This is a genomic window from Hyphomicrobium sp. D-2 (assembly GCF_029872155.1).
Taxonomy (GTDB): domain Bacteria; phylum Pseudomonadota; class Alphaproteobacteria; order Rhizobiales; family Hyphomicrobiaceae; genus Hyphomicrobium_A.
This window is the reverse complement of sequence record NZ_JARXLA010000004.1, coordinates 213082-226542: the sequence shown is the minus strand read 5'-3', so window position 1 is coordinate 226542 and position 13461 is coordinate 213082. Positions and strand designations below refer to the sequence as shown.

Below are 13461 nucleotides of genomic sequence, written 5' to 3'. Positions count from 1 at the left end.
TGAACCAAGGCGTGTTCGATCCGCATTATATGGACTGGTCCAGCCCGAAAGGCAAGGCGGCGTTGGTTAGGCACACGAAATTGTTCTCGGCCCCGTGCGGAGACCAAGTGCGACAGCAAAGACCCATGATTCTCAAGACTTGCTATAGAAAGGCGTAGAAGTGGCATTACCTTGAAGCCTGTTTGCGCCGCTGTCAAATCGCGGCATTTTTGCGGCGGATTTCTTGGTGGAAGGTGTTCAAATCCTTGCCGAAACCCGCGGATTGCGCTTCCGTGCACGGGCCGTCCTCTCAACCGGGGTACAAAAAAGGGCGCCAAGCCTTCGCCTGACGCCCTCTTGGACATTCTCGTGATCGGCTTCCGGACGCTGCAGCGGCGCAAAAGCACCGATGCTCGCCCCGGCTAACCGGCCGCAACCTCAGTAAATCGTGGCATAGCCGCCGGAATAGCTTCCGGTGCCAGAGCCGTTGCCGTAATAGCTGCCGCCGCCACCGTAGCTCGCCCGCGACGAATACGACGAACGTCCGCCGTAGTAGGCGTCGCCGTCATAGTAGCGCGAGCCCGACGACGAAGCGTGGCGGCTGCGCTTGCCGCTGGAACGGCTGGCCGTCTTGCGCCCACCAGCCAGGGAAACGAAGTGGCGGCCGATATCGACGTGGATATGGCTCATGCTCGGATAGGTCATCGTGCCACCCTTCTTGTGGTTGGCCACGAGCCAGCTCACGATCGCCCCTTTGCGGTTGCCCGCATCAAAGTCGACCGCATTGCCGCTGGCATGGCGTGAAATGCGGCCGGATCCCGCGATGCGCGCACCCGGACGGCAGGTGGAGATAACCCGCACCGGACCGAACTTTTCTTCGATCTGATCGAGCAGCGCACGCGCCGGCGCCGAGAGACACTTGCGCGGCGCGCCTCTGGCATCGGCCAGGCGCTTTACAGGCTTCTTGTCTTCGGCGGGCCTTACGTCAGCGCCGTAGACAGCCTTCGTTTCTGACTGGGCGTTGGTTCTGGGGTCTGCTTTCACTTCCGCGGTTCCATTGGCCTGCCGTGGTGTTTTCGAGCCCGGATTGGGCGCAGCAACGGCGGAATGGATGGAAACGAGCGCAACGCAGATCGCTGCGGTGGAGAGCCGCTTGATCATGGGTACTCCTGGATATGTCGAGATTTCGGGCCGCCCTACCCTGCATGGGATCGCTGGCGCCCGATCGGTTTGAAACGCCGGACCATTCCCCCACAGAGCCGCAATCAGCCAGCCGCCGTGTGAACGATCCTGCTCAGTCCCCGGTCCGTCTCGCCTCAGTTAAGGGCGGCGGTATGCGCCTCGCTGCCTCGACAGCGGCCCGCTCCGGGTTGGCCGCACATTGCCACAGGATTGGGTAAGAATACGGCAAGGTTAACCGACTGCGTCGATGCGCCGTATGCGTCTCTAAAAAAGCAACGGGGCGCCGATTTTTCAATCGGCGCCCCGTTATAATTCTTGCCTGTTGCATCAACGCATTACCGCACCCTATGCACGCGTATTATGCGCGTGCGGATGTCGGCAGGATTTAGCGCAGATATGGGCAGATGCGCTCGTCGCCGTAGCGGTTGATGTAGGTGCCGGTGCGGCGATCGAAGGAGTAGAAATCGCGTTCGCAGCGGCGCAGATCGCGCTCTTCGGCACGGCCTTCGCGCACCGATGAAGCGATGATGGCGCCAGCGATAAGACCGCCAATGATTGCAGCACCGGTGGCAGGACCGCGGCCGCGGCGATGCACCAGCGTCACGTCACTGTCAGCATTAGTGATCGCGGGCTTCGGCAGCGGCGCAGCGACCGCCTGCGTCTGAACAAGCGGCACCAGCAATGAAGCACACACAAGCGCGGCAACAGACGATTTCACTTTCACGGTCACGTTCCTTTCAAGCCAAGGGCGATCAAATTCCAGATACATGGGTTGCGCGCACAATGCCGCGCATCAATGGCATTCGCGCGGCAACAGCGCGGCGATGTCATGTCCACATGAACGGTGATGAGACTAAGGTTCCGTCGCATGGGTCCCCTGTGCGACGGCCCCGAGCGATCAACGCAGCACGGCCCATAAAGGTTGCCGTCTAGGCCGTGCCAATGAGCGTGCGTGCGCAAAAACCTGCATAGCGCACGCAACGCTCACCATCAGGCACAGATCAGTCGTCGTCCATCTTCAGCGCGGCGATGAAGGCTTCCTGCGGAATTTCCACGCGGCCGAACTCGCGCATCTTCTTCTTGCCGGCCTTCTGCTTCTCCAGCAGCTTGCGCTTACGGCTGATGTCGCCGCCATAGCACTTGGCGATCACGTCCTTGCGCAACGCGCTGATCGTTTCACGCGCGATAACCTTGCCACCAATCGCCGCCTGAATCGGAATCTTGAACAGGTGCGGGCGGATCAGCTCTTTCAGCTTTTCGCACATGGCACGGCCACGGCTTTCAGCGCGCGTACGGTGCACGATGATCGACAGCGCATCCACCGGCTCGTCGTTGACGAGGATGGACAGCTTCACCAGATCGTTCCGCTCATAGCCGATGATCTGATAGTCGAACGAGGCATAGCCTTTGCTGATCGACTTGAGGCGGTCATAGAAGTCGAACACCACCTCGTTCAGCGGCAGTTCGTAGACCAGCATCGCACGGTTACCCGCATAGGTCAGCTCTTTCTGCCGGCCGCGCCGGTCCTGACACAGCTTGAGAATGCTGCCCAGATAGTCGTCCGGCACCATGATCGTCGCCTTGATCCAAGGCTCTTCGATGCGGTCGATGCGCGTCGTTTCCGGCATGTCGGCCGGATTGTGCATCTCCACCATGCTGCCGTCGGTTAGATAGATGTGATAGATGACGCTCGGCGCCGTCGTGATGAGATCGAGATTGAACTCGCGCTCAAGACGTTCGGTAATGATCTCCAGGTGCAGAAGCCCCAGGAAGCCGCAGCGGAAGCCCAGTCCCAGCGCAGCCGAAGTCTCCATCTCGAAGGAGAAGCTGGCGTCGTTCAGGCGCAACTTGCCCATCGCCTCGCGCAGATCGGCGAAGTCCGCCGCATCCACCGGGAACAGACCGCAGAACACCACCGGCTGCGCCGGCTTGAAGCCCGGCAACGGCTCGCTGGTCGGATTCTTGGCATCGGTCACCGTATCGCCAACGCGCGTATCGGCCACCTGCTTGATGGCAGCGGTGAAGAAGCCCACCTCGCCCGGACCGAGACTGTCCAGCATCTGCTGCTTGGGCCGGAATACGCCCACCCGCTCCACCTGATAGCTGGCATCGGTGGACATCAGCGTGACCTTCTGGCCCTTTTTCAGCGAGCCATCGATGACGCGCACCAAAACGACAACGCCCAGATAGGCGTCGTACCAGCTGTCGATCAGCAGGGCCTTCAGCGTCTTGGTGACATCGCCCTTCGGCGGCGGGAGGCGTTCGACAATGCCTTCCAGCACAGCTTCGACGTTAAGGCCGGTCTTGGCGGAAATGGGGATCGCATCCGAGGCATCGATGCCGATCACGTCCTCGATCTGCTGCTTCACGCGATCGGAATCAGCGGCCGGAAGATCGACCTTGTTCAGCACCGGCAGCAGATCGAGATTGTTATCGATCGCCTGATACACATTGGCCAGCGTCTGGGCTTCAACACCCTGGGAAGCGTCTACCACCAGAATGGCGCCTTCACAGGCCGCCAGACAGCGGGAAACCTCGTAGGCGAAGTCCACGTGGCCTGGGGTATCCATCAGGTTGAGCTGATAGATTTGGCCATCCTTGGCCTTGTAATCGAGGCGCACTGTCTGCGCCTTGATGGTGATGCCGCGCTCTCGCTCGATCTCCATCGAATCGAGAATTTGCTCCTTCATCTCCCGGTCGGCGACGTTTCCGCAAAGCTGTATCAGCCGGTCGGACAGCGTCGACTTACCGTGGTCGATGTGGGCGATGATCGAGAAATTGCGAATGTGAGAGGTATCGGTCATGGCGGCTAGATAGCACTGCCCCAACCGCCTAGAAAGGGGCTGTAACTTGGCTGGCAGCCCCTTTTTCTCGCAAGGCTGAAAATACCGCATGCCCGAGGGCCGCCGGTGTCTTGACGCGGCCACATACCGCGGGATTGTGTTACCCTCGAAAAATGTGAAAAACGCCGAAGGACGCCCGATGAACGCTTTGAAATTCTGTACGGCAATTGCCGCCGTGGCCTTCATTTTCGGTGCGGGATACCCCGCCCAGGCCCAGAAAGAGCCTTCTCCCGCCGTCAAAACGGAGCCACCACCAAGAGCCGCAAGCCGCTCCGCGCAGCTACCGAAGCTGCCTCAGGCTGCTGAGACTGATCTGCAGCCGCTGGTGCAGGTTGCCGCCAATTCCCGCGTTCAGCCCGTCACCTCGCATGAGACGCACCCGGAAAAGCGGGCGCCCTATCCTCCGCCCAATGACAACTGCAAGAACACCCAGTCGTTTGACGCCTGGAAGCGCGACTTCCGCAAGCTCGCCGCCGAGCGTGGTCTGAGCAACCGTTCCGTCGCCATTGTCGACGGTACCCAGCTCAACCCCACCATCATCCAGCGCGACCGCAAGCAGTCGTTCTTCGCCATGAGCTTCCTGGATTTCCAGAAGCGCCTGGCAACGCAGAACCGCGTCGTGTCCGGCAAGCGCAAGATTGCCCAGCACAGCGACACGTTCAATCGCGCCGCCAAGGAATTCGGCGTGCCCGCCTCTGTCATCACCGGCTTCTGGGCACTGGAAAGCGACTTCGGCGCCGGTATGGGCAAGTTCCCGATCATGCCCGCGCTCGTCACCCTCGCCTATGATTGCCGCCGCAGCTACATGTTCACCGAAGAGCTGATCGCAGCGCTGCAGATCATCGAGCGCGGAGACATGACGCCCTCCACCATGATCGGTTCATGGGCTGGCGAGATCGGCCAGACGCAGTTCCTGCCGACCCGCTATCTCGATTACGCGATCGACTATGATGGCGACGGCCGCATCGATCTGTTCTCGAACGACCGTGACGTTATCGGCTCCACCGCCAACTACATGAAGAACCTCGGCTGGCGCTCCAACGAGCCTTGGCTTGAGGAAGTGCGCGTCACCCGCGATCTGCCGTGGGACAAGGCCGACCTGGCCATCAAGCTGCCGCGCTCGCAGTGGGCGCAGTGGGGCATCCAGTATCCGAATGGCAGCCCTGTAGCATCCGACGACCTGCAAGCATCGCTGCTGCTGCCGATGGGCCGCTTCGGTCCGGCGTTCCTCGCCTATCCGAACTTCGACATCTACACCGAGTGGAACAACTCGCTGAACTACGCCACCACCGCCGCCTATCTCTCGACCCGCATCGATGGCGCGGGCGCAATGGGGATGGGTCGCGGCAACACCAACGGCCTCGACTATGAAGGCACCAAGGAGTTGCAGCGTCAGCTGGTGGCGCGCGGTTATGATGTCGGTAAGGTCGACGGCTTGGCCGGTGCAAAAACCCGCGCTGCGGTGAAGGACGTGCAGATCAAGTTCGGCCTGCCAGCGGATTCGTTCGCCACGCCGGAACTGCTCAACGCGCTGCGCCGCAACCGCTGATCCGCACGCAAGCACATTGCATAAACTGAAAGCCCTCGGATTTCTCCGAGGGCTTTTTTTGTTGGCGCTCGGCGACTCCGCGAACGGAGTCGCCGGTGCTGAAATAGCAGGAGGTCAGTGCAGCTTGACCACCGGCTCGGTGCGTCGCGTAAGCGTGCGTGACAGCGTGTCCAGAAACACCTTCCACGGCCCGTGCAGGGCCACTTCATGCATCTTGTACAGCGAGCGATACATCAGCTTCGCGAACAGCCCCTCGATGATGAAGCTGCGTCCAACGACGAAGCCCATCAGGCTGCCCACCGTCGAATAGTGGCCCAGCGATACCAGCGATCCGAAATCACGATACTTAAACGGACGCAGCGGCTCGCCCTTCAGCTTGCGCTGGATCTCAGTATAGAGGTGCGAGGCCTCCTGATGCGCCGCCTGCGCACGCGGCGGAATAGGCTGCGTCTCGCCTTCCGGCACCAGATAGGCGCAATCACCCATCGCGAAGATGCTTGGATCGCTCGTCTGCAACGTTGGCGACACCACAAGCTGGTTAGACTTGCTGACCTCAAGGCCGAGGTTGCCCAGCACGGCCGGACCCTTCACGCCCGCTGCCCACACGACCAGCTCCGAGGGGATGAAATTGCCATTGGCAAGATGCACGCCCTTGTCGGTCACTTCGGTAACGCGCGAATTGGTCTGGATATCGACCTTCAGACCCTTCAGCGTCTCCGATACGCCCTGCGAAATGCGATCCGGCAACGCCGGCAGAATGCGCGGCGCAGCTTCAATCAGCGTGATCTTGATGTCGTTTTCTGGATCAATCTTGTCGAGGCCGAACGCAACCACGCCGCGCGCGGTGCGATGCAGCTCCGCCGCCAGCTCCGTGCCAGTCGCGCCAGCGCCGATGATCGCAACATCGAGCTGACCCGGCAGCACCGGGCCCTCCTGCGCATAGGCGCGCACGCACGCGTTGATCAGGCGACGGTTGAACCGCTCCGCCTGAACGGGTGTATCCAGCATGATCGCGTATTTCTCAACGCCCGGCGTTCCGAACGCGTTGCCGACCGAGCCGATCGCAATCACCAGAATGTCATACCGGAACGAGCGCACCGGCGTGATCTCGCGGCCTTCCTCGTCATAGGTCGCCGCCAGATAGACGAGCTTCTTTTCCCGATCGACACCGGTCATCTCGCCGTAGCGGAACTTGAAGCCGTGCCAGTAGCCCTGCGCCTGATATTCCAGCTCGTGCTGCGACACGTCCATGCTGCCCGCCGCGATCTCATGCAGCAGCGGCTTCCAAATGTGCGTGCGCGACTTCTCAATCAGCGAGATGTCCGCCTTCTTCTTTTTCCAGCGGCCGGTCTTGCCCAGCTTCTTGCCCAGACGGGTCGCCAGCTCCAGCCCGCCCGCGCCGCCGCCAACGATGACGATGTGCGGCAGATCCTTGTCGCCTTCGCCAACGGGCATGATCTTGGTGGGCAGATCGGCAGTGGTCATCTCGGTCATCGCGGGCACGCCTCTTGGGTGGTGAACCTACGGGCAGCGAAACGCCCGGGCCGCATACGCTGCACAGGACGCTTCGGTCCATTCCTTGGAATGGTGCTCCGCAGCAGAACTTCGAAGCACTCTAAACCGGGCTTATAGCATCAGCATATCGGTGCGGCGCTAGCCACACAGACGCATAGGCGTTACGCGGCAGCAGCATTGCCGCACCCGGCCAAAGCGAAAGCGGAAAGCGCTGATTACTGCGCTGCGTCCGGCTGGGCTGCGGGAGCCTCGGCGGGAACCGGGGCCGGAGCCTCAGTCTGCGCTTCCATGGCTTCCTCAGCCTCAATGGCCGCCTTGGAATCCGGGCCGGTCGCAAACGGCAGATCGGCGAACACAAATGTGTAAGCAAGCGCCGCCAGGATGCAGGCCACGAAGCCGAAAATCAGAAACTTGCGATTGTCCATCATAGCGTGGGGCTCCCCGTTGCGCGCAGCTATAGCGCGATCGCACTTTTTCGAATTGCGATGCCGCTCCAGCCTTTTGATCGGGCCGATGATCCACGCTTCCGACTGGTAGGTCCGAAGCGGTCATGGCCCAGGTTCAGGGACCACGAAGCACACAATCTCCTGAGAAACCGCTAAGCCGCCGCCGTTCTGCGCCCACGCCCCGGCATTTCAGGCAACGACAGCCATCAATCAGCCAGTCATCTGTGGGTTGTAACGGCTTGCAAATTTTGCGTGCGATGCGAATTCCCAGCGCACCCGGCAATCTCGCGCCTCAAAGGCTCTCCAGCCAGCCGTGGCCCGGATGGATAATCGCCAGCCAGTCCGCCAACCGCTCCCGCTGGCCCGCATCAAGCTTCGGCAAAGCGCGCGCGAAATCCGTTTCGTCCTTCTCGCGCCGATACTTGGCCTTGAACAGCAGCACCGCCTCCGGTGCCAGATACGGAATGCCGCCAGCGCTTCTGCTCACCATCTCCGCGCGTGGCGCATGAATGGCTTCGTCGCGCTTGCAGACCCAGCGCATTTGCGTGCCGCGCTCGATCATCATATCGACGCGCCAGCATCCGGCTTCCCGGTCCAGCCCCCACATCTGCCCGATGTGAGGCGCGGGCACAGCATCCGCAGCCAGATGTTCCAGCTGGCCATCATGGGCGGTGAAAAATTCCAGTTCGCTCAAAGCTGCGCGAAACCGTGCGATGTCGTCCGGCAGCACCGCGAATTCCAGATCGTCATGCGGCCGCGTCTGCTCGCCGTGCCAGAGATCCAGCGCCCATCCGCCGACGACGTACCAGACACACGGCACGCCACGAAGGCGCTGCGCCAGTTGCTCAGGATCCCACGCGCTCCAGGCATCGTCAGAAGGCGGCTGCATGTTTGAAGCGCGTTTCCATCATTTGGGCGGCGCTGCCGCGCCGTCGCGCGCCCAAACCAAGCCGATCAATCCAAGCAACGGCGCGCCGCAATCTGCGCGTCGTATTGGCGTGTCAGCTTAGCGCCCGCCTCGGCTTACGAGCGGATTTCGCCGCCCGTCGCCTTCTTCACCGCCGCGGTGATCTTCTGCGAAACGGCCTCGATGTCCTTGTCGGTCAGCGTCTCCGAAGTCGGCTGCAGCACCACCTCGATGCCGATCGACTTCTTGCCTTCCTTCTCAAGCGCACCGCCCTCGAACACGTCGAACACCGACACATCCTGGATCAACGCCTTGTCGGCACCAACCGCCGCGCGCACCACGTCACCGGCCGCGACGTCCTTGTCGAGCACGAATGCAAAGTCGCGACGCACCGCCTGCAGGTCGTTCATCTCAAGGCGCGGTTTGGTGCGGCCCTTGGCCTTCTGCGCCGGCAGCGCATCGATGAACACTTCGAACGCCGCAACCGGGCCATCGACATCCAGCGCCTTCAGCGTCGCCGGATGCAGCTCACCAAAGTGCGCCAGCACCGTCTTCGGTCCGAGACGCAGCGTGCCAGAACGGCCGGGGTGATACCAGTCCGGTGCATCGCGCGTGACCTGCGCCTTCGTTGGATCGACGTTCAGCGACGCCAGCAGCGCGAACACGTCCGACTTGGCGTCGAACACATCCACGGCCTTTGCCGCGCCATCCCAATTACGTCCGCCACCTGCAGCCTTCGCCGTGCCCGAGCGCACGCCCGAAGCGGAAAGATACTGATCGCCCTCCGCGTCACCGCGATAGGCCTGCCCAAGTTCGAACAGCGCGACGTCGTGCACACCGCGATCCTGGTTGCGGCCCAGCGCCGAGATAAGCCCCGGCAGCAGACCCGGGCGCATCACCGACATCTCCACCGAGATCGGATTGGCGAGATGCAGCGCCGCGTCACCACCGCCGAACAGTTTGGCATCATCTTCCGGCAGGAACGACCACGTGATCGCTTCCGTCAGTCCACGCGCAGCCAATGCGCGACGCGCGCGACGCGCACGCTTCTGCCGCTCGGTCAGCACCGGCTTGGCGATGCCCTCAGGACGCGGCAGCGGCGTTGACGGCACGCGGTCGAGGCCGGCGATACGCACAACCTCCTCCACCAGATCCGCCGCGCCGTGAATGTCCGGGCGCCATGTCGGCACCGTCACCTGCGCAGGCTTGCCCTTGCCGCCTTGCGCAACTGTGCAACCCAGCGCCTCAAGGATGCGCGTGATTTCCGCATCCGAAACGTCGATGCCGCTCAGCTTGGCAACGCGCGCATAGTCGAACGCGATGACGCGTTGGTCGACCGGCGGCGTGCCCGCCATGCGATGCTTGGAAGGCTTGCCGCCCGCCAGCTTCAGGATCATGTCGGTTGCAAGATCCAGCCCCGGCAGCACCGATGCCGGATCGACGCCGCGCTCGAAGCGGTAACGCGCGTCGGTAACAAGGCCTGTCTTGCGGCCGGTTGCAGCCGTACGCCCCGGATCGAAATACGCGCTCTCGATCAGCACGTTCACGGTCGCTTCCGTCGAACCGGAATCTTCGCCGCCCATGATGCCGCCAAAACCCAGCGGGCCATTGGCGTCGGCAATCACGCACATCGTGTCGTCGACCGCATATTCCTTGCCGTCGAGACCGAGGAACTTTTCACCCGCCTTGCCAAGGCGCGCAACGATGGCGCCGTTCAGCTTGTCAGCATCATAGACATGCAGCGGGCGACCGCGATCCTGGCTGATGTAGTTGGTCACATCGACCAGCGCATTGATGGGCCGCAGGCCAACCGCGCGCAGCCGCTGCTGCATCCACTCCGGCGACGGGCCGTTCTTCACGCCGCGCACATAGCGCGCCGCAAACGCCGGACACGCATCGGCAGTGTCGGCGCTGAACTCAAGCTTCACATCCACCGGGCAATCGAAATCGCCTTCCACCGCGCCGAGCGTCGGCTCCGGCTTGAGCGTGCCGAGACCAGCCGCAGCGAGATCGCGCGCAATGCCGCGCACGCCGGTGCAGTCGGGACGGTTCGGCGTCAGCGACACATCAATGACGGGATCGTTCAGGCCAGCCGCATCGATGTAGGCTTCGCCCACGCGCGCAGCCATGTCCTCCGGCAGCTCGATGATGCCAGCGCTCTCGTCGGACAGCTCAAGCTCTGCCGCCGAGCACATCATACCGTTGGAAACGACACCGCGAACCGGCTTCTTCACCAGCGTGATATCGCTGCCGGGAATGTAGGTGCCGAGCGGCGCGAACACACCGACGAGGCCAGTGCGCGCGTTCGGAGCACCGCACACCACTTCAACCGGCGGCGCGCCCTGCTCGATCTCGACCATCACGATCTGCAGCTTGTCAGCATCGGGATGGCGCCGCGCATCGACGATGCGTGCAACCTTGAACGCACCCAGCTTCTCAGCCGGATCGTCGATACCTTCAACCTCGAGTCCGATCGCCGACAGCTTCGCTTCCAGCTCAATGAGCGAAGCGTTGGTGTCGAGGTGATCCTTCAGCCAGGATAGCGTGAATTTCATGGCGTGCCATCGCTCCGCAGGGTGGTCGTCGGACTTGCGAAAACGCTAATTAGGTAAGCGATCAAAAAAATGATCAACCACCCAATCGCTATTGGGAAACCAAAGACGAGCTTGCTCGCTTCTGCATTGGCGAATTCAGAAAAAGTGCACGGCATAGTGTCGCCGAACAATCCAACGCACACCCCGTGGTAGCCCGGCAGGCGCGCGAGATAGAAGCCAAGCAGGGTCAGCGGACCGCCTGCCAGACCGACAAAAAAAACAATCCAGCCGGAGGCACGACGGACCCTTAGCTGCCAGTGCAAGAATGCCAGCTAACCCAAGCCCAACCAGCACGACAACAATCGCGATCAGCCCCCAGAATTGGCCTGACCCGATCAAGACGAAAGGCCGCCCGACAGCGTTGGCGCGTCCAGCACCGAGAAGCCGTAGTGGCGCAGCCAGCGCAGATCGCCGGAGAAGAACGCGCGCAGATCCGGGATGCCGTACTTCAGCATCGTCAGGCGATCGAGGCCGACGCCGAACGCGAAACCCTGATACTTCTCCGGATCGAGCCCGCAGTTGCGGATGACGTTGGGATGCACCATGCCGCAACCCAGAATCTCCAGCCACTGGCCGGGCTTGCCGATCGCTTCGGCGCCGACATCCACTTCCATGGAAGGCTCGGTGAACGGGAAGTGCGACGCGCGGAAACGCATCTTCACTTCGTCCACCTCGAAGAACGCCTTGCAGAACTCCTCAAGCACCCACTTCAGGTGCCCCATGTGCGTGGTCTCGTCGATGACCAGACCTTCAATCTGGTGGAACATCGGCGTGTGCGTCTGGTCGCTGTCGCAGCGATAAACGCGGCCCGGCGCGACGATGCGGATCGGCGGCTTCTGGCCCAGCATGGTGCGGATCTGCACCGGGCTCGTGTGCGTACGCAGCAGCAGGCGCGATCCATCTTCCTTCGGCTGGAAGTAGAACGTGTCGTGCTCCTGGCGCGCGGGATGCTCAGCCGGAATGTTCAGCTTGGTGAAGTTCAGGTCGTCGGATTCGATATCCGGACCTTCCGCAACCGAGAAGCCGAGGTTGGCGAAAATCTCGATGCACTCATCATAGACCTGACTGACCGGATGGATGCGCCCTTCGGCAACCGGGCCGAGCCGCACCGGCAGCGTAACGTCTGTGCGCTCGTTGGCGAGACGCTGCGACAGAGCAGCTTCCTCAAGCACCGCCTTGCGGGCTTCAAGCGCGTCGGTTACGCGGCCCTTCAATTCGTTGACGGTCTGGCCGAACGTCTTGCGCTCTTCCGGCGGCAGCTTGCCGAGAGTCTGCATCAGCTCGGCGATGCGGCCCTTCTTGCCCAGCACGCCAACGCGCACCTGCTCGATGGCCGGCAGATCGCCTGCGGCGGCAATGCCCGCCAGCAGCTCAGTTTCGAGGGATTTCAGGTCAGAGCCTGTCGCGGTCGAAGACATTCGCTTGTCCAGCTTCTCTCAAGTGTGATCCTCGGGCTTGTCCCGACGATCCCTTGCGCTGTGCAAGCGGATGCCTGGCTCCCCGGCCAATTCTGACGGCCGGGGATGACAAGCGTAGAGGTAGAGAACCCTAGACCATGATCACTTCGGACCCTGTTAGTCCGAAGTGTGAATCATCGGTCTCAGAAACTTCCATGATCGCTTCGGACCCTATTCAGTCCGAAGCATGGATCATTGGTCTCAGAGTGCTTCGCGCACTAGGCTTAGGCAGCGGCGGCGTTCTGCACAGCGGCAGCAGCCTGATCGGCCAGCGCCTTGAACGCAGCAGCGTCCTTGACAGCGAGGTCGGCCAGAACCTTGCGGTCGATCTCGATGCCGGCCTTGTTCAGACCATCGATAAATCGGCCATAGGTCATGCCATGCTCACGCACGGCTGCGTTGATGCGCTGGATCCACAGGGCGCGGAACGTACGCTTGCGATTCTTGCGGTCGCGATACTGATACTGCAGTGCCTTTTCAACGGCCTGCTTTGCGACGCGGATCGTATTCTTGCGGCGGCCATAGTAACCCTTGGCGGCCTTCAGAACCTTCTTGTGCTTGGCATGGGCGGTAACACCGCGCTTGACGCGTGCCATGATGCTGCTCCGTTAGATGACGTTGTTCGGATTGCGCGAGCGCCGCTGACTCTTAATCAGCAGCAAGCTCAGCGTGCGTAGGGCATGTACTTCTTGACGATCTTCGCATCCGACTCGCTCAGCACCATCGTGCCGCGCGCATCGCGAATGAACTTCGAAGTCCGCTTGATCATGCCGTGACGCTTGCCGGCGGCAGCAACTTTCACCTTGCCGGTACCCGTCATCTTGAAGCGCTTTTTGGCGCCGCTCTTGGTCTTCATCTTGGGCATTTGGCTCGATCCTTTCTAACTCGCGGCAAACCCTTATTCCACGTCCGGCGCGACACCGATCAATTCGGTGCAGATCCGGTCGGGAAACTCCCTTGCGGGAGGGGTCGCCTATTTGAGGCTTGTC

General features: G+C 61.8%; 12 protein-coding genes. 1 reads left to right on the top strand and 11 read right to left on the bottom strand.

Annotated features, from left to right (window positions below; genetic code table 11):
• Positions 1–417 precede the first annotated feature (417 nt).
• From QEZ49_RS09585 to lepA, 3 genes are all read right to left on the bottom strand, one after another.
• On the bottom strand, positions 418–1140 hold the full coding sequence (locus QEZ49_RS09585) for a D-Ala-D-Ala carboxypeptidase family metallohydrolase (RefSeq protein WP_280386357.1): 723 nt from the start codon (positions 1138–1140) through the stop codon (positions 418–420).
• Between the two features lie 406 nt (positions 1141–1546).
• Entirely contained in the window at positions 1547–1885 is a 339-nt protein-coding gene (locus tag QEZ49_RS09580; RefSeq protein ID WP_280386355.1) for a hypothetical protein, read from the bottom strand.
• Positions 1886–2162: 277 nt separating this feature from the next.
• Entirely contained in the window at positions 2163–3965 is a 1803-nt protein-coding gene (lepA, locus tag QEZ49_RS09575; protein WP_280386353.1) for a translation elongation factor 4, read from the bottom strand.
• Positions 3966–4143: 178 nt separating this feature from the next.
• On the opposite strand from lepA, the gene QEZ49_RS09570 reads away from it, so the two are divergent.
• A complete protein-coding gene (locus QEZ49_RS09570) occupies positions 4144–5553 on the top strand; it encodes a lytic murein transglycosylase (protein ID WP_280386351.1) in 1410 nt (469 codons plus the stop codon).
• Between the two features lie 114 nt (positions 5554–5667).
• On the opposite strand, the gene QEZ49_RS09565 is transcribed toward QEZ49_RS09570, so the two are convergent.
• From QEZ49_RS09565 to rpmI, 8 genes are all read right to left on the bottom strand, one after another.
• Entirely contained in the window at positions 5668–7008 is a 1341-nt protein-coding gene (locus QEZ49_RS09565) for an NAD(P)/FAD-dependent oxidoreductase (RefSeq protein ID WP_280386558.1), read from the bottom strand.
• Between the two features lie 275 nt (positions 7009–7283).
• On the bottom strand, positions 7284–7496 hold the full coding sequence (locus tag QEZ49_RS09560; protein ID WP_280386349.1) for a hypothetical protein: 213 nt from the start codon (positions 7494–7496) through the stop codon (positions 7284–7286).
• Positions 7497–7806: 310 nt separating this feature from the next.
• Complete coding sequence (locus tag QEZ49_RS09555; RefSeq protein WP_280386346.1) at positions 7807–8403, bottom strand: amino acid transporter; 597 nt, start codon at positions 8401–8403, stop codon at positions 7807–7809.
• Positions 8404–8537: 134 nt separating this feature from the next.
• The gene (gene pheT / locus QEZ49_RS09550; RefSeq protein WP_280386345.1) at positions 8538–10976 is read right to left on the bottom strand and encodes a phenylalanine--tRNA ligase subunit beta; all 2439 of its coding nucleotides are present in this window, start codon (positions 10974–10976) and stop codon (positions 8538–8540) included.
• Positions 10973–11278 carry a hypothetical protein gene (locus tag QEZ49_RS09545; protein ID WP_280386344.1) on the bottom strand — a complete coding sequence of 102 codons (306 nt, stop codon included), beginning with the start codon at positions 11276–11278 and terminating at the stop codon, positions 10973–10975. The genes pheT and QEZ49_RS09545 overlap by 4 nt, the downstream gene beginning before the upstream one ends.
• A 72-nt stretch (positions 11279–11350) precedes the next feature.
• Complete coding sequence (gene pheS / locus QEZ49_RS09540; protein ID WP_280386342.1) at positions 11351–12433, bottom strand: phenylalanine--tRNA ligase subunit alpha; 1083 nt, start codon at positions 12431–12433, stop codon at positions 11351–11353.
• A 263-nt stretch (positions 12434–12696) separates the two neighbouring features.
• Positions 12697–13068: a 50S ribosomal protein L20 gene (rplT, locus tag QEZ49_RS09535; protein ID WP_068464813.1), complete on the bottom strand. Its 372-nt coding sequence runs from the start codon at positions 13066–13068 to the stop codon at positions 12697–12699.
• Positions 13069–13136: 68 nt separating this feature from the next.
• Complete coding sequence (rpmI, locus tag QEZ49_RS09530; RefSeq protein WP_068464816.1) at positions 13137–13337, bottom strand: 50S ribosomal protein L35; 201 nt, start codon at positions 13335–13337, stop codon at positions 13137–13139.
• Positions 13338–13461: the final 124 nt, after the last annotated feature.